The 25,737-nt window shown below is 62.4% G+C and carries 25 protein-coding genes; 14 read left to right on the top strand and 11 right to left on the bottom strand.

Annotated elements, in window-relative coordinates; genetic code table 11:
* Positions 1-31: 31 nt before the first annotated feature.
* From NKT35_RS01580 to NKT35_RS01570, 3 genes are all read left to right on the top strand, one after another.
* Positions 32-2,374 carry a heavy metal translocating P-type ATPase gene (locus NKT35_RS01580; RefSeq protein WP_254298118.1) on the top strand — a complete coding sequence of 781 codons (2,343 nt, stop codon included), beginning with the start codon at positions 32-34 and terminating at the stop codon, positions 2,372-2,374.
* Between the two features lie 30 nt (positions 2,375-2,404).
* Complete coding sequence (locus tag NKT35_RS01575; RefSeq protein ID WP_254298116.1) at positions 2,405-2,614, top strand: heavy-metal-associated domain-containing protein; 210 nt, start codon at positions 2,405-2,407, stop codon at positions 2,612-2,614.
* Positions 2,615-2,740: 126 nt separating this feature from the next.
* A complete protein-coding gene (locus NKT35_RS01570; RefSeq protein ID WP_254298115.1) occupies positions 2,741-3,766 on the top strand; it encodes a linear amide C-N hydrolase in 1,026 nt (341 codons plus the stop codon).
* 43 nt (positions 3,767-3,809) lie between these two features.
* On the opposite strand, the gene NKT35_RS01565 is transcribed toward NKT35_RS01570, so the two are convergent.
* The 3 genes from NKT35_RS01565 to NKT35_RS01555 all read right to left on the bottom strand — a co-directional run bounded on the left by NKT35_RS01565 (position 3,810) and on the right by NKT35_RS01555 (position 5,535).
* Complete coding sequence (locus tag NKT35_RS01565; RefSeq protein ID WP_254298113.1) at positions 3,810-4,127, bottom strand: DUF190 domain-containing protein; 318 nt, start codon at positions 4,125-4,127, stop codon at positions 3,810-3,812.
* Between the two features lie 20 nt (positions 4,128-4,147).
* The gene (locus NKT35_RS01560; protein WP_254298111.1) at positions 4,148-4,912 is read right to left on the bottom strand and encodes a 3',5'-cyclic-nucleotide phosphodiesterase; all 765 of its coding nucleotides are present in this window, start codon (positions 4,910-4,912) and stop codon (positions 4,148-4,150) included.
* Between the two features lie 182 nt (positions 4,913-5,094).
* Positions 5,095-5,535 (bottom strand): hypothetical protein, encoded by a 441-nt coding sequence (locus NKT35_RS01555; protein ID WP_254298109.1) that lies wholly within the window; start codon positions 5,533-5,535, stop codon positions 5,095-5,097.
* A gap of 462 nt (positions 5,536-5,997) precedes the next feature.
* On the opposite strand from NKT35_RS01555, the gene NKT35_RS01550 reads away from it, so the two are divergent.
* Positions 5,998-7,866, top strand: coding sequence for a S9 family peptidase (locus NKT35_RS01550; RefSeq protein WP_254298108.1), 1,869 nt, complete (start codon positions 5,998-6,000; stop codon positions 7,864-7,866).
* A gap of 176 nt (positions 7,867-8,042) precedes the next feature.
* Here the strand turns inward: NKT35_RS01550 and NKT35_RS01545 are convergent, their stop codons facing one another.
* From NKT35_RS01545 to NKT35_RS01530, 4 genes are all read right to left on the bottom strand, one after another.
* Positions 8,043-8,468, bottom strand: a complete 426-nt coding sequence (locus NKT35_RS01545) for a GNAT family N-acetyltransferase (protein WP_254298106.1) — start codon at positions 8,466-8,468, stop codon at positions 8,043-8,045.
* Positions 8,469-8,613: 145 nt separating this feature from the next.
* Positions 8,614-9,300 carry an amino acid ABC transporter permease gene (locus tag NKT35_RS01540; RefSeq protein WP_254298104.1) on the bottom strand — a complete coding sequence of 229 codons (687 nt, stop codon included), beginning with the start codon at positions 9,298-9,300 and terminating at the stop codon, positions 8,614-8,616.
* Positions 9,297-10,037, bottom strand: coding sequence for an amino acid ABC transporter permease (locus NKT35_RS01535; RefSeq protein ID WP_254298102.1), 741 nt, complete (start codon positions 10,035-10,037; stop codon positions 9,297-9,299). The genes NKT35_RS01540 and NKT35_RS01535 overlap by 4 nt, the downstream gene beginning before the upstream one ends.
* Positions 10,038-10,112: 75 nt before the next feature.
* The gene (locus NKT35_RS01530) at positions 10,113-10,916 is read right to left on the bottom strand and encodes an ABC transporter substrate-binding protein (RefSeq protein ID WP_254298100.1); all 804 of its coding nucleotides are present in this window, start codon (positions 10,914-10,916) and stop codon (positions 10,113-10,115) included.
* A gap of 183 nt (positions 10,917-11,099) precedes the next feature.
* On the opposite strand from NKT35_RS01530, the gene NKT35_RS01525 reads away from it, so the two are divergent.
* The 8 genes from NKT35_RS01525 (at position 11,100) to NKT35_RS01490 (ending at position 18,775) form a co-directional block, all read left to right on the top strand.
* Entirely contained in the window at positions 11,100-11,840 is a 741-nt protein-coding gene (locus NKT35_RS01525) for a hypothetical protein (RefSeq protein WP_254298098.1), read from the top strand.
* A 235-nt stretch (positions 11,841-12,075) separates the two neighbouring features.
* Positions 12,076-13,041, top strand: coding sequence for an IS1595 family transposase (locus tag NKT35_RS01520; RefSeq protein ID WP_254293992.1), 966 nt, complete (start codon positions 12,076-12,078; stop codon positions 13,039-13,041).
* Positions 13,042-13,052: 11 nt separating this feature from the next.
* Positions 13,053-13,664, top strand: coding sequence for a CDP-alcohol phosphatidyltransferase family protein (locus tag NKT35_RS01515; protein ID WP_254298096.1), 612 nt, complete (start codon positions 13,053-13,055; stop codon positions 13,662-13,664).
* Positions 13,657-14,604 carry a phosphatidate cytidylyltransferase gene (locus NKT35_RS01510; RefSeq protein ID WP_254298094.1) on the top strand — a complete coding sequence of 316 codons (948 nt, stop codon included), beginning with the start codon at positions 13,657-13,659 and terminating at the stop codon, positions 14,602-14,604. The genes NKT35_RS01515 and NKT35_RS01510 overlap by 8 nt, the downstream gene beginning before the upstream one ends.
* A gap of 4 nt (positions 14,605-14,608) precedes the next feature.
* Entirely contained in the window at positions 14,609-15,265 is a 657-nt protein-coding gene (locus NKT35_RS01505) for a lysophospholipid acyltransferase family protein (RefSeq protein ID WP_254298092.1), read from the top strand.
* Positions 15,266-15,270: 5 nt separating this feature from the next.
* A complete protein-coding gene (locus NKT35_RS01500) occupies positions 15,271-17,064 on the top strand; it encodes a bifunctional alpha/beta hydrolase/class I SAM-dependent methyltransferase (RefSeq protein ID WP_254298090.1) in 1,794 nt (597 codons plus the stop codon).
* A complete protein-coding gene (locus NKT35_RS01495; protein ID WP_254298088.1) occupies positions 17,061-18,383 on the top strand; it encodes a phosphatase PAP2/dual specificity phosphatase family protein in 1,323 nt (440 codons plus the stop codon). Before NKT35_RS01500 ends, NKT35_RS01495 begins: the two co-directional genes overlap by 4 nt.
* Positions 18,380-18,775 (top strand): hypothetical protein, encoded by a 396-nt coding sequence (locus tag NKT35_RS01490; protein WP_254298086.1) that lies wholly within the window; start codon positions 18,380-18,382, stop codon positions 18,773-18,775. Before NKT35_RS01495 ends, NKT35_RS01490 begins: the two co-directional genes overlap by 4 nt.
* Before the next feature lie 83 nt (positions 18,776-18,858).
* On the opposite strand, the gene lgt is transcribed toward NKT35_RS01490, so the two are convergent.
* Positions 18,859-19,710, bottom strand: a complete 852-nt coding sequence (lgt, locus tag NKT35_RS01485) for a prolipoprotein diacylglyceryl transferase (RefSeq protein WP_254298084.1) — start codon at positions 19,708-19,710, stop codon at positions 18,859-18,861.
* 196 nt (positions 19,711-19,906) lie between these two features.
* Here lgt and ilvD point away from each other — a divergent pair, with 196 nt between their 5' ends.
* Positions 19,907-21,763 (top strand): dihydroxy-acid dehydratase, encoded by a 1,857-nt coding sequence (gene ilvD, locus NKT35_RS01480; protein ID WP_254298082.1) that lies wholly within the window; start codon positions 19,907-19,909, stop codon positions 21,761-21,763.
* Positions 21,764-21,921: 158 nt separating this feature from the next.
* Here ilvD and NKT35_RS01475 read toward each other — a convergent pair whose 3' ends face one another.
* The 3 genes from NKT35_RS01475 to NKT35_RS01465 form a co-directional block, all read right to left on the bottom strand.
* A complete protein-coding gene (locus NKT35_RS01475) occupies positions 21,922-22,242 on the bottom strand; it encodes an SMR family transporter (protein ID WP_254298080.1) in 321 nt (106 codons plus the stop codon).
* Positions 22,239-22,607: a DMT family transporter gene (locus tag NKT35_RS01470; protein WP_254298078.1), complete on the bottom strand. Its 369-nt coding sequence runs from the start codon at positions 22,605-22,607 to the stop codon at positions 22,239-22,241. Before NKT35_RS01470 ends, NKT35_RS01475 begins: the two co-directional genes overlap by 4 nt.
* Positions 22,608-22,765: 158 nt before the next feature.
* Positions 22,766-23,863: an AAA family ATPase gene (locus tag NKT35_RS01465; protein ID WP_254298076.1), complete on the bottom strand. Its 1,098-nt coding sequence runs from the start codon at positions 23,861-23,863 to the stop codon at positions 22,766-22,768.
* A gap of 781 nt (positions 23,864-24,644) precedes the next feature.
* Between NKT35_RS01465 and NKT35_RS01460 the strand changes: the two genes are divergently transcribed.
* Positions 24,645-25,724, top strand: a complete 1,080-nt coding sequence (locus tag NKT35_RS01460; protein WP_254298074.1) for a hypothetical protein — start codon at positions 24,645-24,647, stop codon at positions 25,722-25,724.
* Positions 25,725-25,737: the final 13 nt, after the last annotated feature.

Genomic DNA, 25,737 nt, shown 5'->3' with positions numbered 1-25,737 from the left:
TTGGGGGTATAAAGACGGCAAGGAGAGCGCTATGTCCATCACCACGCTGCAGTTGCCTATCGCCGGCATGAGCTGCGCGGCTTGCGCCGCGCGCATCGAAAAGCAGTTGAACAAATTAAGCGGCGTCGAGGCCGCGGTCAGCTTTGCCAATGAGTCCGCCAGCGTCAGTCTGGCCGATGGGACGGGCGTGGACGAGGTGATCGCCGCGATCGCCAAAACCGGTTTCCAAGTGCGGCGCGAAAGCGTGGAGCTGGCCATCTCGGGCATGACTTGCGCAGCCTGCGCCGCCCGGGTGGAGAAGGTATTGAGCCGTTTGCCTGGCGTGTCCGCCAGCGTCAACTTCGCCACCGAGCGGGCGCAGGTGACTTGGATAGCCGGTTTGTCCGACCGCGCCAGCCTGCTGCAGGCGGTGGCGAAGGCCGGATACCAGGCGGAGGCGGCCGCCGAGGCGCCGGACCAAGCCGAGCGCCATGCGGCGCATTACCGGCGCGAGCTGGCCTGGTTCGTCTTTTCCGCCGCGCTGACGCTGCCATTTCTGGCGGAAATGGCGGCGATGCTGTTCGGCCACCACGGCCTGCTGCCGCGCGATTGGCAGCTGTGGCTGGCGACGCCGGTGCAGTTCATCGTCGGCTGGCGCTTCTACCGCGGCGCCTGGCATGCCTTGAAAGGCGGCGGGGCCAATATGGATGTGCTGGTGGCGCTGGGCACCAGCATGGCCTGGCTGCTGTCCGCGGCGGTGACGCTATGGGATCTGGAAGGCCAACATGTCTATTTCGAAGCCAGCGCGGCGGTGATCACGCTGGTGTTGCTGGGCAAGCTGCTGGAGGCGCGGGCCAAGGGCAAGACTTCGGCGGCGATCGAGGAGCTGATCCGGCTGGCGCCGAAGACGGCTCGCGTCGAGCGGGGTGGCGAGCTGATCGAGGTGGCTGTGGACAGCCTGGCGCTCGGCGATATCGTGGTGGTGCGCCACGGCGAAAGCTTGCCGGTGGATGGCGAAGTAGTGGACGGCGCGGCCGCCTTGGACGAAAGCATGCTGACCGGCGAAAGCCTGCCGGTCACCAAAACCTTGGGCGACAAGGTCTATGCGGCCACTCGCAATCAGGACGGCATGCTGAAGATACGCGCCACCGGCGTCGGCGGCGCCACGCAGCTGGCGGAAATTGTGCGGCTGGTGGCGGCGGCCCAGGGCTCCAAGGCGCCTATCCAGCAATTGGCCGACCGCATTTCCGGCGTGTTCGTGCCGGCGGTGGTCAGCATCAGCGCGGCGACTTTTCTGCTCAGCGCCTGGATGTTGGGCGACTGGAGCCAGGCCTTGATCCACGCGGTGGCGGTGCTGGTGATCGCCTGCCCATGCGCCCTGGGCCTGGCGACGCCGACGGCGGTGATGGTGGGCGTGGGCAATGGCGCGCGCCGCGGCGTGTTGTTCCGCAATGCCGGCGCTCTGGAGATGGCCAGCAAGGTGGACGTGTTGCTGGTGGACAAGACCGGCACCCTGACGGAAGGGCGGCCCAAGCTGGTAGGCCTCCATGCCTGCAGGGTGGGCGAGGATGAGCTGTTGCGGCTGGCCGCCAGCGTGGAGGCCGGGTCCGAACACCCCTTGGCGCGCGCGGTGCTGGAAGGCGGGCAGGCGCGCGGGCTGGCCCTGCTGCCGGTGAGCGGCTTCTCGGCCGAGGTCGGCCGCGGCGTGGCGGCGCGCATCGAGGGCGTGGGGCGGGTGCGTGTCGGCGTGCCGGCCTGGATAGGAGAAGAGGCGGTAACCCAGGCGGCGAGCCTGCAGGCCGCCGGCCATACCGTGATCGCAGTTGAAGCGGACGGCGGTTTGCTCGGCCTGTTGTCGCTGGCCGACAAAATACGTCCCAGCTCCGCCGCCGCGGTGGCGGCGCTGAAGAGAATGGGCGTGGAGGTGCTTATGCTGACCGGCGACAATCCGGCCACCGCCGCCTCCATCGCCGCCGAGGCCGGCATTAGCCAGTACCGGGCGGAGGTGCGGCCGGAGGACAAGGCCGCCGAAGTGGCGCGCTGGCAAAAGCAGGGCAAGGTGGTGGCCATGCTGGGCGACGGCGTCAACGACGCGCCGGCCCTGGCGGCCGCCGATGTCAGCCTGGCGATGGGCGCAGGCTCGGATGTCGCCATCGAAACCGCCGACATCACCCTGATGCACGGCGATCTGAATCATGCCGTCGACGCGATGCGCCTGTCGCGCGCCACATTGCGCAAGATCAGGCAGAATCTGGGCTTCGCCTTCGTCTACAACGCGCTGGGCATTCCACTGGCGGCGCTGGGCATGCTCAATCCGGTCATCGCCGGCGCGGCGATGGCGGCGAGCTCGGTGTCGGTGGTATCCAATTCTTTGTTGTTGCGCCGTTGGCGCTGACGTTCAAATTAACGCGTAAGGGAGATTGAAATGGCAGACCTGATTTTGAACATCGATGGCATGACTTGCGGCGGCTGCGTCAAGAGCGTCAGCGGCGTGCTGACCGGCATGGCGGGCGTCAGCGAGGCGCAAGTCAGCCTGGAGGGCAAACAGGCCGATATCCAGTACGATCCGGCCATCGTGTCGCCGGAGGAGCTGGCCGCCGCAGTAGCCGATGCCGGTTTCGACGTGAGCTACTGAGCATTTGTCCGAAAGGACAGTGTCGCGTCCGCGCGCGACAGGGTTTCCTAGGCGTTTGCGCCATCCCGCCGCCGATTTGGCGGCGCCGCCCGGCGGTTGGGGATGGCCTGCGCCAAGGAGGCTAGAATGTGCACGCATTTTCAGATCCGCTCTGCAGACGGCAATCATGTGGTGGGGCGGTCGATGGAGTTCGCCCAGTCGCTTGCCCCGGCTTTTTACATCCAGCGGCGAGGCCAGCCTTATCGGCAGCCCTCGGGCGCGCATGAGCTGCTGGGCCAGTTGGCGGGAGGGCCGGGCTGGACCGCCGAATACGGTTATGTCGGCATCAGCTCCACCAATCTGCCGCTGAAGGCGCTGTCCGAGCGCATCGTGACCGACGGCATGAACGAGGCGGGATTGAGCGTGGGTTTGCTATGGCTGCCGGGAACCGTGTATCAGCCTTTCGGCGACTTGCAAAACACGGTGCTGGCGCCGTTGCTGGCCGACTGGCTGCTCGGCAACTGCGGCAGCATCGCCGAGGTCAAGGCCAAGCTGCCGACTCGGCATTTCTGGTTCCCGGCGCTGCTCGCTTCTCAATTGCCTCTGCATGCCTCTGTGGTGGACAAGACCGGCGCGGCGGTGGTGATCGAATTCCAGAATGGCGAACAGAAAATCCACGATAACCCGGTGGGGGTATGCACCAACGCGCCTTGGTTCCCGTGGCATCTGGATAATCTGGGCAATTATGTGAATCTGACGCCTAATGATCCCAAGTCCCAGACCCTGGGGTCGCTGTCGGTTTCCTCGCCGGGGCATGGCGGCGGCCTGGCTGGGTTGCCGGGCAACGCCACGCCGCCGTCGCGTTTTGTCCGCGCCGCCTATCTGAAGCAATACGCCGATACGCCGGCCAATGTGCAGGACGCGTATACCCTGGCCACGCATCTGCTCAATAGCGTGGATATTCCGCGCGGCACCATCCGCGATGGCAACGATCAGGATTACACCCAGTGGGCGGTGGTGAAGGGGCTGAATACCGGGGAGTTCGGCATTCGAACCTATCAGAGCATGCAGTATTTCGGCCTGAAGCTGAAAGACATCGATTTCGCCACGGTGGAAAGCCAGGTCATTCCTGTTCCGGCTTTGTCCGACATCACTTTCACCCAGCCCAAGTAAGAGTGGAATCAAGCGCCGGAGGCGGGCTTCCGGCGCTTTTGCTTCACCCCTCTCCCAGCATGCCGTACTCCACCGGCGTTTTCATGTAAAACACTTTGACGCCTTCCTCGCGCAGCCTTTGCAGCAGCAGATCGGCCTCCTGCGCGCTGAGCGCCAGGGTCACCTCCACCGGCTGGTCGGCCAGATCGAAAAAGCGCGCGGCATGGATGCGCCTGTCGTTGCCGAAGCCTTCGCTGGCGGCGAACAGCGTCGCGCCGCGTATGCCCAGCCGGCGAGCCTCCTGCATGATCCATTCGCCTAGCGGCAAGCCATGATGGCGATGGTCTTGCTGCGTGAAGAAAGATAATTGATAGCCTTGCATGATGGTCCTCCGCCATGGAGTCACAGTTCAATCAGCGTGCCTTCCTTCAGCATGCTGAGACGCAGATTGGCCGGGCACAAGCGCTGCATTTCCTGAATCACTTCAGTCCTGCAGCGGGAATCGATATGCGTCACCCAGAATTGGGCCTGGCTGGGCAGTTTCGCCAGGTAGGACGCCAGCTGGCCCGGCGTGCTATGGCCTTGTTTGCCGGCCAGCGCTTGCAGGGCATCGTTGTAACAGACTTCGCATATCACGTCGGTCAGCGAGGGAACGCCGCAGACCCATTGCCAGAAGGCGGGGCAGGGCGCGGAGTCGCCGCTATACGCCAGCGCGCGCCATGGTCCTTCAATCAGCCAGCCCAGCGCGGGCTGAGTGTGCTGCGCAGGAAGGGCCGTCGCCAAGCCATTGGTCAGCGGCACCGTGTCGCCCACATCGATGGGCCGCATGCGCAGCCAGGATTTGCCGTTCTCCTGGCGGGCGTAATCCGGCCAGATGGCGTCATTGAAAAAATGGCGGGACAAGGCATCCAATGTTTCCGGCAAACCGTAGACATCCAGCCCCGGTCCGTCATGACAGGCGTGCACATCGGCCAAGAGCGGCAGCAGGCCGGTGTGGTCGAGATGGCTGTGGGTGAGCAGCACGCTTCTGAGCGCCAGAATGTCTTCTGTTGAGAGCGTGCCCGCGCCGGTTCCGCAGTCCACCAGCGTGTCCTGGCCGGCCAGCAGGCAAGTGGTGTAGCCGGGGTTGCCTATGCAGGCCGAGGCGCCCAAAGCCCTGACATGCATGTCTTGCTCCCTAAGTCGACAAAGCCGATTTTCAGTTTAGAAGGCTAAGCCGCGCGAGGCTGTGTCTTTTGCGGATTTATTGATGCGGATAAGAATGGATAAGCCGGCGATGCATGCAGGGTTCACTCAGGCGCATCGCCGGGACGCGCTTGCCGGCGCGCGCGCATGGCCGCCGAGGGGGCTTAGCTCATGCGGCGGATGATCAGCTGATTGTTCATGATGCGCGTGGGATGGCCGCAGGTGTTGGGGCTCCACGTCGAGCCGACCACGCTCCAGCCGCTGGGCACGGGGCCATTGCAGATATACATCGTCGAACCGACGGCTTTGTCGGCCAGGCTTTCGATCAGCCAGACGTTGTAGGTGATGCGAGTGGGATTGCCGCAGCTGGTGGGGCTCCACATGTCTCCCACCATGACCCAGCCGGCAGGCACCCAGCCGGCGCAAACATATTGGCTTTGCGAGGCCACGCCTAGTTGAAGCGGCGCTTGCAGCGCTTGTTGCGATTTGGCGATCTCTTCGATTTGCTTGGCGTTGGGCTGAGAGTCCGCGGCGTGTGCCGCGGCGGCCAGACATGTGATGCCGCAGGCCAGGGAAACGGCTGAAAACCAGCTGCGTAGTTGCATGCTTCTCTCCTATTGGTTTGACACGGTCGATGAAGGTCAATAAACAAACGGCGATGAAACAAGTCTCTCCAACATTCTAAAATGTCTTGCCGGAATTTTTATTCCAAATGAATTATTGTTGCTGGGTTTAAATGCTAATTTAAATTTTTACATATGTTTAAGTTCAGAAAAGCGAATAGTAAATGCGGGCCATGGTTGAATTTTTTAAGTAGTTGAATTCAGGCAGGCATTGTTTTAATCGATATCCCGTCTGCGTGGACTTCCCTTGACGTGCCGGCATCTTTTCAGGCATGCCGCGAACGTATTGGACAGACGCTGTGAGAGGCTTGCAAGAGTATGCCTTGTTGCCTGAGCGGCAATGCCATTTTTATGCATATTGCAAGTTTGGTGATCGAGGGATAGTATCGTCGGACAAATAAAATATCGATTTCAGACACGGTACTTGTGTAGAGGAGAAAACCATTGAAGAAGCATGCATTGACCGTGTTGACGGCTTCCTTGCTGTCGGGCCGCGTTATGGCGGCGGAAATCCCCCTGCAGGACTTTTTCCGTAATCCCGAGCAAAGCAATTTCACCGTTTCGCCGGATGGCAAGAGTGTGGCGTTTCTGTCGCCCTGGGAGAAGCGCAAGAATATCGTAGTGCGGCGCGATGGGCAGCCGGACAAGCGAGTCACCGCCATTGCCGACCGCGATCTGGCCGGCTATTTCTGGAAGGGCAATGACCATTTGCTGTACCTGAAGGATAAGAACGGCGACGAGAATTTCCATCTGTACAGCGTCGATCTGGACAGCGGCGAAACGCGCGATCTGACGCCGTTTGACGGCGTGCGCGCCGACATCATCGATGACTTGCGCGATCGCGACGGCGAAATGCTGATCAGCATGAACAAGCGCAATCCGGAAATCTTCGATGTTTACCATGTCGATTTGAAGACGGGAGAGCTGAGGCTGGAGGCGGAGAATCCAGGTAAGGTCGATAGCTGGGTGACCGATCACGACGGCCATGTCCGCATCGCGGTGGAGACCGATGGCGTCAACAAGTCGCTGCTGTATCGCGATGGACCGAACGATGCCTTCCGCAAGCTGCTGAACACTGATTTCCGCCAGACATTCGCGCCGCTGTTTTTCACCTTCGACAATCAGCGTTTCTATGCCGCCAGTAATTTGAACGGCCGCGACAAGACCGCCATCGTCGAATTCGATCCCAAAACCGGCAAGGAAGTGAAAGAGGTATACGGCCGCCAGGATGTCGATGTGGAGGAGCTGGCGTTTTCGCATAAGCGCAAGGTGATCACTTGCGCCGACTACCAGACGGACAAGCCGGGCCATCAGTGTTTCGATGCGCAGACCCAAGCCTTGTATGACAAGCTTGAGCCGCAGCTGGCAGGCTATAAGGTCGATATCGTCTCCGCCGACGACAATGAGACCCGCTTCGTGGTGCGAGCCTGGAACGACAAGACGCCGGGCAAGGCTTATCTGTACGACAAGTCCACGGACAAGTTGACCTTGCTGGCTGAAATTACGCCCTGGCTCAAAGAAGACCAGATGTCCGAAATGCGGCCGGTGCACTACCAAAGCCGCGATGGCCTGACCATCAATGGCTATTTGACGCTGCCCAAGGGCAAGGAAGACGCCAAGGACCTGCCGGTGATCATCAATCCGCACGGCGGCCCGTGGGCGCGCGACAGCTGGCGTTTCAATCCGGAAGTGCAGTTCTTCGCCAGCCGCGGCTGGGCGGTGCTGCAGATGAACTACCGCGGCTCCACCGGCTACGGCCGCCAGTTCTGGGAGGCCTCGTTCAAGGAGTGGGGTGGCAAGATGCAGGACGATGTCAGCGACGGCGTCGATTGGCTGGTGAAGTCAGGCGTGGCTGATCCGAAAAAGGTCTGCATCTATGGCGGCAGCTACGGTGGCTACGCTACCTTGTCCGGCATCACCAAAACGCCGGAACTGTATCGTTGCGCGGTGGACTATGTAGGCGTGTCTAACCTCTTCACCTTCATGAAGACGATTCCGCCGTACTGGAAGCCGTTCCTGGATTCGATGTACGAGATGGTGGGCAATCCGGAAAAGGACAAGGAACTGCTGCGTGAGCGCTCGCCGGTGTTCCATGTCGACCGCATCCAGGCGCCGCTGTTGGTGCTGCAAGGCGCTAAAGACCCGCGTGTCAATATCAACGAATCCAACCAGATCGTGGACGGTTTGAAGAAGCGCGGCGTGGAGGTGGAGTATATCGTCAAGGAAAACGAAGGCCATGGTTTCCACAATGTGGAAAACCGCTTCGACGCCTATGGCGCGATGGAAAAGTTCTTCAAGAAGTATCTGGATTAAATCGCCAGTCCCAAAAGCCTGGCGGACTGGCGCCTCATTGCCTCCCGCGAGTGCCTTTGGCCCTCGCATCATCGGGAAGAAGGGGCAGGGGCGCCAGGCCGACATACCCAAAAAACCTCATGAGCGCTCTCGTTCATGAGGTTTTTCTTGATTATGCGGGCAAGCGGACGAGGTCTTCACAGCGCCTTGCGCAGAAAGATGCGGCTGGTTCCCGGCGGATCGCACGGAATTTCGCCAAATGCCTGCCAGCCGTGTTTTTGGTAGAAGTCCGGCGCCTGGAAACTGATGGTATACAGCACGGCATGTCGGCAGCCGCGCCGGCGGCCTTCCTCTTCAAAGGCGGCCAGTATCCTGCTGCCCAAACCCTGGCCGCGCCGCGATTCCGGCAAATGGAACAGGTCCAGGAACAGCAGGCCCAGCGAGCTGCGGCCATAGGCGCCGCCCAGGACTTCGCCGCTGTCCGGATCGCGCGCCAGCACCGCCAGCGGCAGTCTGTCGGCGTAGCCGGCGATATTATCGTTGTAGCGGCTCAGCCCGTCCTCGATGATGGCGGCGTCGCTGGGGGCGATATGGTTCTGGATGACGATTTCAGGCGAGCTCATGGCGGTCAAAAATGTGTTTATGATTTTGACATTTTGCATGGGCCAGTCGCCGCAGACAATCCAGGAGGCGTCTCTGCGGCGCGATGGGTTTGCAAAACCGCCGCTTTCGGGTCTATCCGTGCGCGGTCATCGCCATGAAGTCAGGCTATCGCCACGCGGTTTGCCAGCGGCGGGCGCTCCAGTGGCCCAGCAATTGCAAGACGCCGCACAGCAGCAGATAGCCGACTGCGATGGTGGTGAAGATTTCCAGCGGATAGACCTGCTCGCGGTTGTTCACCTGAGTGGCGACGAAAGTGAATTCCGCCACGCCGACGATATAGGCCAGCGAGCTGTCTTTCAGCAGCGATATCCATTGATTGACGAAAGATGGCAGCATGATGCGCAGCGCCTGCGGCAGGATCAGCCAGCGCAGCGTCTGCCAGCGGCTGAAGCCCAGCGCCAGTCCCGCCATCCATTGGCCGCGGCTCACTGCGGTCAGTCCCGCCAGCACCGCCTGGCCCAGATAGGCGGCATGGATCAGCGCCAGCGCCAGGATGACGGTCAGCAGGCCGGGAATGTCCAATCCGAACAGCAGCGGCAGCAGGAAATAGCACCAGAAGATCAGCATCAGCACCGGAACGGCCCGCAGCACGGCGGTGAGCGCCATCAAGGTTTTGCCGATTCTGGGGCTTCCCATCAACTGGGCGATGCCCAGCGCCAGCCCCAACGCGGAGGCCAACAGCGCGGCGGCCAGGCTCAGCGCCAGCGTCAGCAGCAGGCCGCCGGGCTCGCCGCCGGACAGATTGCCCCACAGCAGGTAGTCCAGATTGTCTTGTATCACGGCCGGGATCATCGCAGCGTGCTCCAGGCTGGCTCCGGCCTATGGCTGAGCAATTGGGTGAGCAGCACCAGAACCAGATAAAGCGCGGTGGCGACGGCGAAAGCCTGGAAGGCCAGCAGCGTTTCGGTCTCCACCTGCCGCGAGGCGTAGGAGAGCTCGGCCAGGCCGATGGCCATGGTCAGCGAGGTGTTCTTGACGATGGCGGTGTACTGCCCGACCAAGGGACGTTTCACCAATTGCCAGGCCTGGGGCAAAACCACCAGGCTCAATACCTGCCAGCGGCTCATGCCCAGCGCGCGAGCGGCCAGCGCTTGGCCCTTGGGCACGGCGTTGAGGCCGGACTGCAGTTCGCCGCAGATGAAGGCGGCGCTGTACAGCGTCAGCGCGGTGAACGCGGCCAGGAATTCAAACGATGGCCAAGGCAGGGCCAGATCGAAAGGCAAAGCCAGCGCGTGCGGCGCGTTCAGCCACATCCGCGCCTCGTCCGGCAGCAGGCCGGACACGCCGAAGTACCACAAGAGCAGCTGCACCATCAGCGGCGTATTGCGATGCAGGCTCAACCACAGCTGAGCGGCGAGGCGCAGCGGTTTCCAGGGTTGATCGAGCAGGGCGGTGAACAAGAGGCCGAGCAGGCTGGCGGCCAGAATCACCAGCAAGGACAACCAGCTGGTGAGCAGCGCGCCTTTGCCCAGCCAGACGAGATAGTGCGGTTCCAGCCAGTTATGGCCGAGCCAGGCGGGTGGGGTCATGCGGATTTCTTTCTACGGCGTGAAACGGCAAAACCGCCGGCGAGGCGGCGGTTGCGGACGGCGGGGCAATCCGGATCAGGCGGCGTCGCCGATCTTGAAGTCGCGCGGCAGCGGCGCCTTGGTCTTGGGGCCGAACCAATGATCGTAGATCTTGGCCGCGTCGCCGCTCTTTTCCAGCTGCTGCAGCGTTTCATTCACGACCTTGGTCAGGCGCGCCTCGCCCTTGGGCAGGCCGATGGCCTGGAATTCGCGGGTCAGCGTGAACGGCGCCAGCTCGTACTTGGCCTTGTCCGGCGCATTGGCCAACAGCGCGGCCAGCTTGGAGCCGTCCTGGGTAATGGCCTGCACATTGCCGTTGCGCAGCGCGGTGAAGGCTAGAGGGGTGTCGTCATAGGCTACGACCGTAGTCTTCGGGTACTTGTCGCGCAGATACACTTCCTGAGTGGTGCCCTTGTCCACGCCTACGCGCAGGCCGGCCAATTGTTCCGGCTTCTGCAGCGTGCCCTTGCGGACGATGAACTGCTGGCCGGAGGCGAAGTAGGGCAGGCTGAAATCAACTTGCTTCTTGCGTTCGTCGGTGACAGTGAAGTTGGCTGCCACGATGTCGGCCTTGCCGGATACCAGCAGCGGCACGCGATTGGCCGGGTTGGTCGGCACCAGTTGCAGCTTCACGCCCAGTTTCTTGGCGATGTGCTGGGCCACGTCCACATCTAGGCCGACGATCTGGCGGCTCTTGGCATCCAGGAAGCCGAAGGGCGGGTTGCTGTCGAAGGCGGCGACGCGCAGCACGCCGGCTTTCTTGATGTCATCCAGGCGGTCGGCCAGGACGGCGGTGGAAGTCAGGGCGACGGCGATAGCGAAAGCGATAGTCTTTTTCATGGCGAGCCTTATCGATAGTGCGAAATGTTTATTGCTGAGCGCCATGCTACCCGAAATGATTCATACCTTTAAATTATAAAAAATTAAATTGATATTCCATGGAATGATTTTTGATGGCTGGACAGTGGTTAGGCTATCGAATACCCTGCCTTTAATGCTTTTGTCATTTAACGGGGAGGCAATATGAAAGTGCAATGGCTAGCGGCAAGCCTATTGGCGATGAGCGCCTGGACGCAGGCGGAATCCGAACCGGCTGCTGCCAGCGCGCCAGCCGCGGAGATATTGCCGGCCAGCGAGACGCTAGGGGTTCGGCAGCCGGAGTCGGTGCCGTATCGCGAGGCCTTGAGTTGGCTGGATGAGTTTGACCAGCATCATGGGCTGGCGCCGCAAGCCAGCTTGCAGTTTCAACTTCGCCCACCAAAAGGCCAGACCTTGCCCGAGGATTTGGTCTTGAAGATTGTCGGCGAAAGCAAGGTGGAAGCGCTGCCGGTGTCGCGCGATGGTCGCGTGACGCTGCCGCGCATCGCCGAGCTGGCGCAGGATGAAGACGCGGTGGTGCGCAGCAATCAGAAGCAGGGCAGCTATCGCTGGCGGCCGATAGTGCGCACGCCAGGGCTGGCTGACAATGTGCAGCGCTTGGGCGACTTGAGGCTGATATGTCGAGTGTACTGGCCGATGATGAAGCAGGAGTTGTCTTGGGCTGCGCGAGCGTCGATGAGCGTGGTAGGCAATATGTGCACCATGCAAGCCATGGCCTTGGTTTTCCCATCTGCCCGCAAGATTGAGTCGATACAGCTGCAAGCCGGCGGTCGCCAGGCGCCGCTGACCAGAATACAAAACGGAGGACATGGCTTTATCGCCCCGCTGGCCGATGAATCCTGGCCCGATGACACATTGTTGATGTTCCGTTATGCCGGAGGCTAGGCTGCGAGAGCCTAAGCCGTCTTAAAGTCCCTGATCTTCATCATGCAGTTAAAATTTTACCAAATGCTTAATAGTCATATAGAATATTAACCTTTCACATTTTTCTAATTATCATCGGCTAACCATTTCTGTCAGGCAGTCTATCTGCATGACAGCGTGCGGCTTTCGGAATGGCTATGTCCCAATTCCGTGTTGGGAGCTATGCTGAATACAGTAGCAGACCGGGAGTCGCGCCATGGATGCCCAGAGTTTTCAGCGTTTTCTTGCCCAACTGGATCAGCTCACGCTCAAACAGAGGAGCTTGCTGTCTTCTGCGCTTAAACATCCCACTCACCATGACGCCATTCAGGACGCCTTGCCTGACCTGACGGCTTGCCCACACTGCCAGGCCGAGGCCAACCAGTTGGCGTTATGGGGCTGGAGCCGAGGCCTGCGGCGTTATCGCTGCAAACAGTGCCACCGGACCTGCAATGCCTTGTCGGGCAGTCCATTAGCCAAATTGCGCAAGGCCGATCGCTGGCTGAGCTACGCCCAAGCACTGCAGGATGGCTTGACCGTGCGAGCAGCCGCTCGTGCATGCGGCATCAGCAAGAACACGGCTTTCCTATGGCGGCATCGCTTCTTGCATCGCGCATCAGACCATCTGGCGGCGCAAGCCCGAGGCATCGTCGAAGTAGATGAAACCTTCATTCTGGAATCATTCAAAGGGCAGCGGTGCCTCCCCCGCGCGCCGCGCCAGCGGGGTGGCGTCAGCCAAACACGGGGAACCGGGCCGGATCAGATTCCCATCATGGTGGTGCAGGACCGAGAGGGACATATAGCGGACTTCAAGTTGAAGAAGCTCAATGGCGCTCATGTGGAAGCGGCTTTAGCCCCGTTGGTGGATAGCGACGCCATCCTGTGTTCGGACGGCGCAGCGGTGTACTCGACCTTTGCCAGGCAGCATGGCATTACCCATCGAGTCGTGCATGCCAAGACGGGACAGCGGGTACGCGAGGGGGCGTTCCATATCCAGCATGTGAATGCCTACCATAGCCGCTTGAAGCTTTGGATGGCTCGATTCCACGGGGTTGCCACCAAATACCTTGAAAACTATCTGGGGTGGCGACGGATGCTGGAGCGCTATCAGCAAACCATGCAGCCTTGCCACTGCTTGCAGGAGGCAGTGGGTCGTCCCTTGCAACACATTATTGGGACATAGCCTTCGGAATCATGGTCAGCATCTATCAATTAAAGTCTCGTTTTCAGCAGGGGCTGCGTCCCCTGCTCGGCACCCTGGTCAAACTGGGCATTCGCGCCAACCACGTCACCTTGTTCGCCATGCTGTCTTCCATCGGCTACGGCTTATGGCTGTGGAGGGATGCCGGCAGTCCCTTGCCCTGGGCGCTGTTGCCCCTTTTCCTGTTCTTGCGCATGGCCCTGAACGCGATCGACGGCATGCTGGCGCGCGAGCATGGCCAGCAATCCTGTCTGGGCGGCATCCTCAACGAAGCGGGCGATGTGGTGTCGGACGCCGCTTTGTACCTGCCTTTCGCCTTGATTGCGCCGACGCCGCTGCTGGCGGTGCTATGCGTATTGCTGGCGTTTCTGACCGAGTACATCGGCGTGCTGGGGCCCATGCTGGGCGCCTCCCGCCGTTATGACGGCCCCTTCGGCAAGAGCGACCGCGCTTTCGCCTATGGTTTGGGCGCGCTGTTGCTGGCGTGGAATCCGGGCTGGGCGGTGCTGGCCGACTGGGCGTTTGCCGCCGCTTCGGCCCTGCTGTTGTTTACCTGCGCCAATCGCGCGCGCGCCATCCTGGCTGAAGGAGATAAACGTGTTTAAGCCCGTTCTGCCGCCGCCGCTGTTGTATGCCTTGGGCGGCGTATTCATATTGTTGGTGATCGCCACTGCTGTCATCGCGCTGCTGGAGCGCGCCAAACCGGAAAAAAACTGGCTGGAGCTGAAGCTGCGGGTGCGCACCTGGTGGTGGATAGTCGGTTTCTTTTCCTTGACGCTGCTGGGCAATGTCGCGCTGGCGCTGGTGGTGTTCGGCATCATCAGCTTCCTGGCGCTGAAGGAATACCTGACGCTGTGCGCCACGCGCAGCGCCGATCATCTGGTGCTGTTCTGGGCCTATCTGAGCATTCCGCTGCAGTACTATTGGCTGAGCATCCACTGGTACGGCATGTTCATCGTGTTCATTCCGGTGTACGCCTTCCTGTTCGTGCCGATGCGCATGGTGCTGATAGGCGAGACCCAGGGCTTTCTGAAGGCGGCGGCCTCGCTGCAATGGGGGCTGATGATCTGCGTGTTCTGCCTCAGCCACATGGCGGGCGTGCTGACCTTGCCGCAGCTGACCAAGATAGGCGAGCCGGGTCAGGGCGCGATGCTGTTGTTCTACCTGGTGGCGCTGACGCAGCTTAACGACGTCGCCCAATACCTGTGGGGCAAGGCCATAGGCCGGCGCAAGGTGGCGCCCAAGGTCAGCCCCAACAAGACGCTGGGCGGGCTGCTGGGCGGCGCGGCCACCACCAGCCTGCTGGGTTGGGCGCTGGGGCCGATTCTCACCCCTTTCAGCCCGCTGCACGCGGCGCTGGCCGGTTTGCTGATCGGCACCATGGGCTTTATCGGCGACATTGTCATCTCGGCGGTGAAGCGCGACATCGGCGTCAAGGATTCAGGCCGCCTGCTGCCCGGCCACGGCGGCGTGCTGGACCGGCTGGATTCGCTGACCTATACCGCGCCGCTGTTCTTCCATTTCGTCCACTACCTGTATTTCTGACGCGATGGACCGTTTGCTGCGCATTTTGTTCGTCGTGTTGCTGGCGCGCCCGGTGGTCAGGCTGTGGTTCGGCCTGACTGTGCGGCATCAGCAGCGTTTGCCCATCCACGGCCCCGCCATCGTGGTGGCCAATCACAACAGCCATCTCGATATCCTGGCCTTGTACAGCCTGTTCCCCTTGCGCTTGATTCCCCATGTCCAGCCCGCGGCGGCGGCCGACTACTTCATGCGCAACCGCTTGTCGGCCTGGTTCGCCACCAAGGTGGTGGGCATCATCCCGGTGACGCGCGGCGGGGTGGCCAAAGGACTGGACCCTCTGGAAGGCTGCCGCCAGGCCTTGGCGGACGGCCGCATCCTGATCCTGTTTCCGGAAGGCACGCGCGGCGAGCCGGAGGCCTTGTCCGAGATCAAATCGGGCATCTGGTATCTGTCGCGCGACTTTCCCGACGTGCCTATGGTGCCGGTGTATCTGCATGGCCTGGGGCGGGCGATGGGGCGAGGCCAGTGGCTGCCGATACCGTTTTTCGTCGACGTGGCCGTGGGGAGGCCCTTGCAATGGCTTGAGGATAAGCCGGCATTCCGCCAGCGCATCCGCGACGCGTTGTTGTACCTGAAACAGAAAACCCTGCCGGCCATGACCGGGCAGGAAGGACAAGGATAATCATCATGCGACAAGCTCAGGAGCTCAGCTTCACTTCTTTCGACGGGCAAAGCCTGTTCTATCGCCATTGGCCGGCGTCCGGCGGCGGGCCGCGTCCGCGCGCCATCGTGTTGCTGCACCGCGGGCACGAGCACTCCGGCCGGCTGCAACATCTGGCGGATGAGCTGGGCATGCCGGATACGCCTATCTTCGCCTGGGACGCCCGCGGCCATGGCCGCAACGAGGGGCCGCGCGGCTACAGCCCCAGCCTGGGCGCGACGGTGCGGGATCTGGACGAGTTCATTCGCCATCTGTGCCGCTGCCACGGCTTGAAAATCGACGAAATCGTCGTCATCGCCCAGAGCGTGGGCGCGGTGCTGGCGGCCACCTGGGTCCACGATTACGCGCCGCGCATCCGCGCGCTGCTTTTGGCGTCGCCCGCTTTCAAAGTGAAGCTGTACGTGCCGTTCGCGCGGCCGGGCTTGCAGCTGTTGTACAAGCTGCGCGGCAATTTCTTCGTCAACTCCTACGTCAAGGCGCGTTTCCTCAGCCACGATCCGGAACGCATCGCTTCTTACGACAGCGATCCGCTGATCACCCGGCCGATTTCCGCCAACATGCTGCTGGCCTTGTACGATACCGCCGAGCGCATCGTCGCCGATGCCGGCGCGATCACCGTGCCGACCCAGCTGCTGGTGTCCGGCGCCGATTTCGTCGTCCACAAAGGGCCGCAGCAAACCTTCTTCAGCCGTCTGGGCAGCTCGGTGAAGGAGATGCATGAGCTGCCGGGCTTCTATCACGACACGCTGGGCGAGCGCGACCGCGCGCTGGCGCTGGACAAGATCCGCGCCTTCATCGCCAAGGTGGAAGCGGGCGCGGCCGAGGCCGATCTGAGGCGGGCCGATCAGGGCGGCTACACCGCCGCCGAGTTCCAGCGTTTGCAACAATCCAGGCCGTGGTGGTCGCCGCAGCGCTGGAATTTCGCGCTGACGCGTTTGACGCTGGCCACGATAGGGCGCTTGTCCGCCGGCATCCGCCTGGGCTGGCAAACCGGTTTCGATTCCGGCAGCACGCTGGATTATGTCTACCGCAATCAGGCCGAGGGCGTGACGCCGATAGGCAAACTGGGCGATCGCGCCTATCTGGACAGCGTCGGCTGGAAGGGCATACGCCAGCGCAAGCTGAATCTGGAGGCGCTGATCGCCGACGCGGCCGGCCGGCTGCGGGAAGCCGGCGCGCCGGTGCGGGTCGTCGACATCGCCGCCGGCCACGGCCGTTACATTCTGGACGCGGTGGGCGCTTTGGGCGAAGAGGTCGAGCATGTGCAATTGCGCGACTATAGCGAAATCAATGTAGACGCCGGTCGCGCGCTGATACGCGAGCGCGGCCTGGAGGGCAGGGCCCGTTTCGATAAGGGCGACGCCTTCGACCGCGCCGATCTGGCCGCCTTGCAGCCCGCGCCGACCCTGGCCGTGGTGTCCGGCCTGTACGAGCTGTTTCCGCTGAACGAACCGATACGCCAGTCGCTGGCCGGTTTGGCCGAGGCGGTGCCGCCGGGCGGCTATCTGGTCTACACCAACCAGCCCTGGCACCCGCAGCTGGAGCTGATCGCCCGCACGCTGACCAGCCATCGCGGCGGCGAAGACTGGATCATGCGCCGCCGCACCCAGCAGGAGATGGACCAGCTGGTGGCGGCCGCCGGCTTCGAGAAGCTGGAGCAGCGCATAGACGAATGGGGCGTGTTCACCGTCAGCCTGGCCAGAAGGCTGGATGTCCGGCCGGCAGCGGCCGAGTCCAGGCAGGAAAGCGTCAGCGCATGAGTTTGGCAAGCGAACAGCATCCGTGGCGCCTGGCTTGCTTGTGGTTGTTGGCGCTGGGCCCCGGCTTTTTCCTGTTGTACGGCGCGGCCAACGGCTATGCGGCCAGCCTGCCCGCCGATAGGGTGGGCAATGTCGCCATGGCTTGGGAGCGCCACATTCCCCTGTGGACGTGGGCCATCGTGCCGTACTGGAGCATAGACCTGCTGTACGGCGTGTCCTTGTTTGTGTGCCGCAGCCGCGCCGAACTGAATGTCCACGCCAGGCGCCTGTTGCTGGTCACGGTGTTGTCCTGCCTGTGCTTCGTGCTGTTTCCGCTGCGTTTCGGCTTCGAGCGGCCGCAGCTGGAGGGCGTGTTCGGCCAGCTGTTCAACCTGCTGATGGGCTTCGACAAGCCGTTCAACCAGGCGCCTTCGCTGCATATCGGCTTGCTGACGGTGTTGTGGCTGCGTTATTGGCAGCATGTGCCGGAACGCTGGCGCTGGCTGCTGCATGGCTGGTTCGCGCTGATAGGCGTGTCCGTGCTGACGACTTGGCAGCATCACTTGCTGGATGTTCCCACCGGGTTCGCGCTGGCGGTGCTGGTCTGCTATGTATTGCCCATGCCTTTGGCGGGCCAGGCCGCGTTGTCGACGCAAGATCGCGCACGCAGCCGCGCACTGGCCGGCCGCTATGGCCTGGCCGCCATCGCCTGTTTCGCCGGCGCATGGGTCTGGGGCGGCTGGGGATGGCTGCTGTGTTGGCCGGGCCTGTCTTTGGCTGCGCTGGCCTTGGGTTATCTGCGGCTAGGGGCGGCGGTGATGCAAAAGCATCAAGGCCGGCGCCGTTTCGCCGCCCGCGCGCTGCTCTTGCCGTATAGCCTGGCGGCCGCATGGTGCCACCGTTATTTCCTGCGCCGCCTGCCGGGCGCGGAGGAGATTGCGCCGGGCGTCTGGCTGGGGCCTATTCCCGCGGCGGAGGAGAGGCGTTTCGCCGCCGTGCTGGACCTTGCCGCGGAGTACGACCGGCGGGCGCATGCCCAAGCGGCTTACCAAAGCGTTCCTTTGCTGGATTTGCTGTTGCCATGCCCAGACGATTTGAACCGGGCGGTCCGCGCTCTGGAAAACCTGCGCGCGGCGACGCCTGGCCCTTTGCTGGTGCACTGCGCCTTGGGGCTGACTCGCAGCGCGGCGGTGGCGCTGGCCTGGCTGGTGGTGTCGGGGCGGGCGGCATCATTGGAAGAGGCCAGGGCCTTGCTGCGCCAGCGCCGGCAGCGCGTGGAATTGAGCGAGAGCCAATATGCGCAGCTGGCCGAACTATGCGCGCAACTGGAGCCGCTATGAGCTCGGATGATCTCGCCCAGGCGCGGTTGAGCGCCGCCGTTCTTTCTTCCTGCCGCTGGCTGTGCTGGCCGTCTCCGGTCTTGTTATTGGCCCTGGCCTTGCTTAAGGGCGGGGCGGTCTGGCTGCCCGCATGCGCGCTGGCCGCGCTATGGCAGGCTTGGCTGAACTGGCGTCTGCAGCTGGATGCCGGCATGTTGCGGGCGATGAATGGCGAAGCGGGTTTGGCGCAGTTGGATACTGTCCTGGCCAGGCTGTTTGGCAAGAAAAACGGCGCCGGGCGCTCGTTAGAGGAAAGGCAGCGCGGCATGGCCGGCTTGCTGCGCCGCGCGTTGATCGCGACGGCCTTGTGCTGGGGGCTGTGCCTGGCGGGATTGGCGTATTGCGCTTGGTGAGCATCGTTGCCGAGGTCCATGCAAAAGCGCCGTTTCCCTTGTGCGGAAACGGCGCTTTTCGTTGAGGCCGGTTCAAGCCGGCATCAGGCGGCCTTGCGCTTGCCGAAGAACAGGAACAGCGCCACGCCGATGACGATCATCGGCAGGCTCAGCCATTGACCCATGCTGATCACGTCGGATTTGCCGAAAATGCCGGCGTCCGGATTGCGGAAGTATTCGCTGATGAAGCGGGCCAGGCCGTAGCCGATCAGGAACAGCGCCGACACCTGGCCAGTGGCGCGCTTCTTGGCGCTGTAAAGCCACAGCGCGCCGAACAGCACGATGCCTTCCAGCGCGAATTCATACAACTGCGAAGGATGACGCAGCAAGCCGCCGTACTGCATCAGCATATTCATCAGGTCGGACGACTGTTGCGCTTCCGCGATATCTTCCAGCCGCGCCTGCGGGAACAGCATGGCCCACGGCAAGTCCGGGCTGGCCACGCGGCCCCACAGCTCGCCGTTGATGAAATTGCCGACGCGGCCGGCCGCCAGGCCCAGCGGCACCAGCGGCGCGACGAAGTCGGTCAGCTGCCAGAAGCCGCGGCCCACCTTGCGGCCGTAAATCGCCACCGCGATCAGCACGCCGAGGAAGCCGCCATGGAAGGACATGCCGCCTTTCCACACCATGAAGATCTCCAGCGGATGGCTGAAGTAGAAGCCGGGCTGATAGAACAACACCTCGCCCAGGCGGCCACCCACCACCACGCCGACCGCGCCGTACATCAGCATGTCGTCCAGCTGGGGCACGGTAAGCACGTCGTTGCCGTTTTTCAGGCGGTACTTGCCCATGGTGAGGAACAGGGCGAAGCCCAGCAGGTACATCAGGCCGTACCAGTGAACGGCCAACGGCCCCAGGTGGATGGCCACCGGGTCGAACTGTGGATGAATCAGCATTTGTCAGTGATGTGCGTTTGCGGTAAAAGAAATGTTGACGAGATTATACGGAAAGCGTTCCCCGCCGTCGCGCCGCTCACCCGCGGCGACTCGGCATTTTGCTCGGCCCACCCGGCACCCATGGGCCAAGCGCCGCCAGCTTACCCTGCTGACGTGACGGAACGACGACCGGTTTTGCACAGATAAAGGAAGCTCCATGCCTCAATACCGTTCCCGCACTTCCACCGCCGGCCGCAATATGGCGGGTGCCCGCGCGCTGTGGCGCGCCACCGGCATGACCGACGCCGACTTCGGCAAGCCCATCATCGCCATCGCCAACTCCTTCACCCAGTTCGTGCCGGGCCACGTGCACCTGCAGAATATGGGCCAGCTGGTGGCGCGCGAGATTGAAAAAGCCGGCGGCGTGGCCAAGGAATTCAACACCATCGCCATCGACGACGGTATCGCCATGGGCCATGGCGGCATGTTGTACAGCCTGCCCAGCCGCGATCTGATCGCCGACAGCGTGGAATACATGGTCAATGCCCACTGCGCCGACGCGCTGGTGTGCATCTCCAATTGCGACAAGATCACCCCCGGCATGCTGATGGCGGCGATGCGGCTCAACATCCCGGTGGTGTTCGTCTCCGGCGGGCCGATGGAGGCCGGCAAGGTGCAGTGGGGCAACGAGGTGCGCAAGCTGGACCTGGTGGATGCGATGGTGGAGGCCGCCAACAGCGCGGTGTCCGACGAAGACGTCGACCGCGTCGAGCGCTCCGCCTGTCCCACCTGCGGCTCCTGCTCCGGCATGTTCACCGCCAACTCGATGAACTGTCTGACCGAGGCGCTGGGCCTGTCGCTGCCCGGCAACGGCAGCCTGGTGGCCACCCACGCCGACCGCAAGGAGCTGTTCCTCAAGACCGGCCGCCTGATCGTGGAATTGGCCAAGCGCCACTACGAGGGCGAGGACTATTCCATCCTGCCGCGCGGCATCGCCACCAAGGAAGCGTTTGAAAACGCGATGAGCCTGGACGTGGCGATGGGCGGCTCCACCAATACCGTGCTGCACCTGCTGGCCGCCGCCAGCGAGGCGGGCGTCGACTTCAAGATGGCCGACATCGACCGCATCAGCCGCGGCGTGCCCTGCCTGTCCAAGGTGGCGCCGGCGACGCAGAAATATCATATGGAAGACGTGCACCGCGCCGGCGGCGTGGTGGCGATCCTGGCGGAGCTGGACCGCGCCGGCCTGATCCACCGAGACGTGCCCACCGTGCACAGCAGAACGCTGGGTGAAGGACTGGAGGCCTGGGATGTGATGCGTCAGGCGGAGGACAGCGAAGCGCGCCGCTTCTACCGCGCCGCGCCGGGCGGCGTGGCCACCACCATCGCCTTCAGTCAGAGCATGCGCTACCCGACGCTGGACGACGACCGCGCCGACGGCTGCATCCGCGACAAGGCGCACGCCTATTCGCAGGACGGCGGCCTGGCGGTGCTGTACGGCAATATCGCCGAGCGCGGCTGCATCGTGAAAACGGCGGGCGTAGATGATTCCATCCTGAAGTTCACCGGCCGCGCCCGCATCTTCGAAAGCCAGGACGCGGCGGTGGAAGGCATTCTGGCCGACCAGATCGTCGCCGGCGACATCGTCATCATCCGCTACGAGGGGCCGAAGGGCGGACCGGGCATGCAGGAGATGCTGTACCCGACCTCCTATCTGAAGTCCAAGGGCTTGGGCAAGGCCTGCGCCTTGCTGACTGACGGGCGCTTCTCCGGCGGCACTTCCGGCCTGTCCATCGGCCACGCTTCGCCGGAAGCGGCGGAAGGCGGCGCCATCGGCCTGGCGGAAGAGGGCGACACGGTGGAGATCGACATCCCCAAGCGCCGCATCCATCTGGCGGTGCCGGACGAGGAGCTGGCGCGCCGCCGCGCGGCGATGGAGGCCAAAGGCCGCGACGCCTGGAAGCCGCTGGGCCGCGATCGCGTCGTCAGCCCCGCGCTGCGAGCCTATGCGGCGATGACCACCAGCGCAGACACCGGGGCGGTGCGCGATGTATCGCAAGTCGAGCGTAAATAATCCAGGCTAGGGCGCTATCACCCCGCAGGGGCGTCGCGCCGGACATGGCCGGATGGAAAAAGGGGAGGCTGAGCGCCTCCCCTTCATGTTTCCAGGCGGGCCTGAAAATTTCGCCGCGGTCCCGTTTGGGACGGTGGAATTTTCGGGCCTGGCTGTTTTCAGACGGTGGACAAGGTCACCACCGCCGCTGCGACGATGCCGATGCCTGCCCAGCCTATGGGCTTCAGTTTCTGCTGGTACAGCAGGCGGCCGCCGATGGCGGTGCCGAGAATGCCGATGGAGCCCCACAAGGCGTAGGCGATGGCCAGGTCCATGCCCTTAACCGCTTGGCCCAGCAAGGCGAAGGCCAGCCACACCAGCAGGATGGCGCCGATTCCCCAGGCGCGGCGGCGGAAACCGTCGGATTTTTCCAGCATCAAATTAGCGCCCACTTCAATCAAGGCTGAGGCCAGCACGAACAAGAGGTAAACGGTTTTCATGCCGCGGCCTCCTCGTCATGCGTCTCGCCCAGCGTCACGCAGATCAGACCCAACAGGGCGAGTCCGAGGCCAAGCAACTCCTGCGGCACCAGCTTTTCTCCGAACAGCCAGACGCTGACAACGGTCAGGCCCACCAGGCCCAGACCTTCCCATACCGCGTAGGCGACGCCGATGGAGATGGCGCGCAGGGCCAGCGACAACAAGTAGTAGGACAAGGCCAGCGCGCCCCCCATCCAGAGGTAGCCCAGATAGCCGCCGCTGCGGGCGGCGACTGCCATGAAGGAGGTGCCGACGATTTCACAGAGGATGGCTGCCAGCAGCACCAGCCAGGAGATGAGCAGAGGAGTGAATAATTTTTTATGCATAGTGTTGAATAAAATAAACAAGACCCAGGTCTGACCGGGTCTTGTCGCGGCGAGTTCCCTGCTTGTCGCGCGCATGATCTCGCCATATCGGCGAAATTGCCGCGATATCTTTGCGTCAAACCTAAAAATACGGCTTGCGACAATCTGGACGGCGGGCTTTACGCCTCCTCGGCCAGCGTGGTTTCGCCATCCTTGAGCGCCAGTGGAAATATCTTCAGCGGCCGATGGCGGCGGATCATCTCGGCCAAGGCCGGCGAGTGGCTGGTTAGCCAGATCTGGCTGTAGCGGCTGGCTTCGGCGATCAAGCGAGCCAGGGCGGGCAACAGGGCGGGGTGCAGGCTGTTTTCCGGCTCGTTCAGCGCCAGAAAGCTTGGCGGGCGAGGGCTGAGCAGGGCGACGGCCAGACAGAGAAAGCGCAGCGTGCCGTCGGACAGTTCGGCGGCCTCCAGCGGCCGCAGCAAGCCCTCGCGCTGCATCAGCATTTGAAACCGGCCCTGCGCGGCATCGACCTGGAAATGGCTGTCGGGAAAGGCTTCGGCCAGCACATGGCGCAGCAGCTCGCGGTCGCCGATCTCGACAATGGTCTGGAAGGCGGCGGCCAGGTTGGCGCCGTCGTGGGCCAATACCGGCGAGCGGATGCCGACTTGCGGCGCGCGCAAGGGCGAGCCTGGCCAGACCGCGAACTCATGATAAAAGCGCCAATTGCGCAGCGTTTCGCGAAGTTGCGACAACTCGGGGTAGCGATGCGGCTCGGCAAGTTGACCGAAGATGGACTCTTCGGCGCGCAAGCTGGCCGGATAGGCGTTGCGTTCGCCGTCCACGCCGGACAGGAAGGCGGCTTGATTGCGCCGTTCCAGCAATAAGGTGGAGGGGCGGCGGCCATGGCCCGCCAGCCACAGGCTTTCCTCCTTCACCAACGGGTCGAGGCTGAACAGGCTGGCGCTGGGTTCGGGATAGCCTAATTGCAGCTCGTAGTCGAAGTCGTCCAGCCGGGTGGAGAGGATCATTCTCTTCGGCGCGCGGGCCTTGTCGCCGCGCCTGGGGCCGCCGGCCCACATCGCTTTTTGAATGCCGCCTTCTTGCGCCAGCGCCGCCGACAGCCGGCCTTCCGCTGCGGCATGCACTAAATGGATGGCTTTGTAGAGATTGGATTTGCCGCAACCATTGGGGCCGATGACGACGTTGAGCGCATCCAGCTCCAGCGTGAGTTTGCGTATGGAACGGAAACCGTTCAGGGAGAGTTGCTGGATGGTCATGCCGGGTCCGTTGGCGTGTAAAAGGCTGAGACGCGGCGCTTGCGGATGGGTTCCCTTTGCGCATAAAGGGCGGAGAAGTGATTATGTCTTGATGATTGTCATATTGGCGCAGCCGCTTGGTGATATCATTCCGTCATGCTCTGCGGGGCCGGGAGGGAACTACTTCCTGCCTGCATTTGTCTACCGTTGACCCGCCTCAAATCCACAGCGATGCGCTGTGTTCATTTATTTTCATTCCGAAAAATTCCCGCAAGCAATAATTCGTTTATGTTCGGAAGTGAAATGTTAAAATATTCTATAAGCATATAATTTGTGTTGATAAATGCATTTTGGCTTGCGGCTTGAGCGATAACTCTATGTGTCGAAAGAGGAGGGTATTGAGTTGAATGGAGCTTATATCCAAGAGAACTGTTAAAAATCATCAGCGCATCGCAATGATTTTTAAAGGTTTGATTTATTCTATGCCGCGATAGGCAAAAAAAATGCGCGGTGCCTTTCGGCCCGCGCCAAGTCTACAAAGGAGAAATAGAGGAGAAACTATCAAGAAGCAATTGCTGCATCTCAACGAGAACGGATTATCCGGATTGCGGTAGCGAGTGTCAACATGTGCGTTTTCGAAAATGTCGAGAAATGTAATTTTTTGTCGCAACTATGCACATTGCTGGCGGGGAGGGCTGATTTTGCTGGGTCGCGGGCCATGTGAATGCGCTTGAGCGGGCGAGCGCTAGCGTGGCAGCTGTGCCACAATACGTTCTTTTCGATTGCAGCAGGATGTCAGCCCATGGACGCCGTCCGCCATACCCTTCCCGATCCGCGCCAGTATCACCCTCAAGTATCCCTGACCAACCGCCTGATCCATCATGCCCAGTCCGTGCTGGACGCGCCGGATGCCGGCGAGCGCGAGATGTGGCGCCAGGCCTTGGCCGGCGCGATGGATGAAATGCTGCAGCGCGACGAGGTGTTGTCGATTTCGGTGGCTTTGGCGATGGTGCCGACGCAAGCCTGCTATCAAGTGGTGTGGGATGCCTTGCGCCACGCGGTGGAAGAAACCGGCGGCGCGCGCGCCATCGTATTCGCCATGCCGCTGGTGTTGGTGGCGGGCAGTCGCAGCCAGACCGAGCTGCCGGGGGCGGTGGCCGATGCGGCGGGCCTGAACGCGTTGCTGCGACAGCATGGCGTGTTCGCCGACGGCGCCGATGTGACCATATCCGGCATTCTGTCCCATCCGGACGATTTGATCGGCCTGGATACGCTCAAGCTATATAAGATGACTCGCCAGGGCGAGGCGGCGCGCGAGGGCTTGCCGAACCGCGCCGCGCCGGTGACGGTGAAGGAAGAGGGCGTTTTCCTGCGCTATATGATAGGCGTGGCCATTCAGCGCGAGGGCGAGGAGCCGCCGGTGAGGCTGGGCGGCTCCGTCGGCGTCTGGGGCATGCCGGTGATGAAGTTTCTGGGCGAGCAGCTGAAAGCCGATGGCGTGACGCTGTTCCCCATCGCCCGTCCGCCGCTGCCGGCGATGCAGGCGCTGGTGGCCGGCAACTTCGCCCGCTTCGAGGTGGCGCTGCAAGTGTTCGCCAGCAGCCAGATCCGCCATCTGCGAGAACTGAACCTGGAGCCGGTGGCCATTCTGTCCGCCCACAATAATGGCGAAGTGCACTTCACCTTGTCGGCCCAGGGGGATGATCGCAATTGGGAAGGCTTCGTCTGGCCGCTGGCCTCGCTGGACAACGTCCAGCTGATAGAAGAGAACTTCCGCGAGCTGATGCGCGAATGCCACGTGCGCGAGGTGCATGTGCTGCCGGAACTGCAGCCGGAAAGCCGCGACGGCATCCCGCTGTTTTTCACCGCCGACGATCTGTAAGGGTCTGCGCCGC

Origin of the sequence: Chromobacterium sp. IIBBL 290-4 (assembly GCF_024207115.1) — a bacterium.
Taxonomy (GTDB): Bacteria; Pseudomonadota; Gammaproteobacteria; order Burkholderiales; family Chromobacteriaceae; genus Chromobacterium.
This window is presented reverse-complemented; position numbering and strand designations above follow the sequence as displayed.

Coding starts and splice junctions, on each gene's coding strand:
- lgt (WP_254298084.1), bottom strand. CDS start 19,710: ATGCTGATTCATCCACAGTTCGACCCGGTGGCCATCCACCTGGGGCCG.
- NKT35_RS01495 (WP_254298088.1), top strand. CDS start 17,061: ATGAGTTTGGCAAGCGAACAGCATCCGTGGCGCCTGGCTTGCTTGTGG.
- ilvD (WP_254298082.1), top strand. CDS start 19,907: ATGCCTCAATACCGTTCCCGCACTTCCACCGCCGGCCGCAATATGGCG.
- NKT35_RS01580 (WP_254298118.1), top strand. CDS start 32: ATGTCCATCACCACGCTGCAGTTGCCTATCGCCGGCATGAGCTGCGCG.
- NKT35_RS01465 (WP_254298076.1), bottom strand. CDS start 23,863: ATGACCATCCAGCAACTCTCCCTGAACGGTTTCCGTTCCATACGCAAA.
- NKT35_RS01530 (WP_254298100.1), bottom strand. CDS start 10,916: ATGAAAAAGACTATCGCTTTCGCTATCGCCGTCGCCCTGACTTCCACC.
- NKT35_RS01500 (WP_254298090.1), top strand. CDS start 15,271: ATGCGACAAGCTCAGGAGCTCAGCTTCACTTCTTTCGACGGGCAAAGC.
- NKT35_RS01575 (WP_254298116.1), top strand. CDS start 2,405: ATGGCAGACCTGATTTTGAACATCGATGGCATGACTTGCGGCGGCTGC.
- NKT35_RS01570 (WP_254298115.1), top strand. CDS start 2,741: ATGTGCACGCATTTTCAGATCCGCTCTGCAGACGGCAATCATGTGGTG.
- NKT35_RS01545 (WP_254298106.1), bottom strand. CDS start 8,468: ATGAGCTCGCCTGAAATCGTCATCCAGAACCATATCGCCCCCAGCGAC.
- NKT35_RS01555 (WP_254298109.1), bottom strand. CDS start 5,535: ATGCAACTACGCAGCTGGTTTTCAGCCGTTTCCCTGGCCTGCGGCATC.
- NKT35_RS01475 (WP_254298080.1), bottom strand. CDS start 22,242: ATGAAAACCGTTTACCTCTTGTTCGTGCTGGCCTCAGCCTTGATTGAA.
- NKT35_RS01560 (WP_254298111.1), bottom strand. CDS start 4,912: ATGCATGTCAGGGCTTTGGGCGCCTCGGCCTGCATAGGCAACCCCGGC.
- NKT35_RS01460 (WP_254298074.1), top strand. CDS start 24,645: ATGGACGCCGTCCGCCATACCCTTCCCGATCCGCGCCAGTATCACCCT.
- NKT35_RS01525 (WP_254298098.1), top strand. CDS start 11,100: ATGAAAGTGCAATGGCTAGCGGCAAGCCTATTGGCGATGAGCGCCTGG.
- NKT35_RS01520 (WP_254293992.1), top strand. CDS start 12,076: ATGGATGCCCAGAGTTTTCAGCGTTTTCTTGCCCAACTGGATCAGCTC.
- NKT35_RS01565 (WP_254298113.1), bottom strand. CDS start 4,127: ATGCAAGGCTATCAATTATCTTTCTTCACGCAGCAAGACCATCGCCAT.
- NKT35_RS01470 (WP_254298078.1), bottom strand. CDS start 22,607: ATGCATAAAAAATTATTCACTCCTCTGCTCATCTCCTGGCTGGTGCTG.
- NKT35_RS01535 (WP_254298102.1), bottom strand. CDS start 10,037: ATGACCCCACCCGCCTGGCTCGGCCATAACTGGCTGGAACCGCACTAT.
- NKT35_RS01505 (WP_254298092.1), top strand. CDS start 14,609: ATGGACCGTTTGCTGCGCATTTTGTTCGTCGTGTTGCTGGCGCGCCCG.
- NKT35_RS01540 (WP_254298104.1), bottom strand. CDS start 9,300: ATGATCCCGGCCGTGATACAAGACAATCTGGACTACCTGCTGTGGGGC.
- NKT35_RS01515 (WP_254298096.1), top strand. CDS start 13,053: ATGGTCAGCATCTATCAATTAAAGTCTCGTTTTCAGCAGGGGCTGCGT.
- NKT35_RS01490 (WP_254298086.1), top strand. CDS start 18,380: ATGAGCTCGGATGATCTCGCCCAGGCGCGGTTGAGCGCCGCCGTTCTT.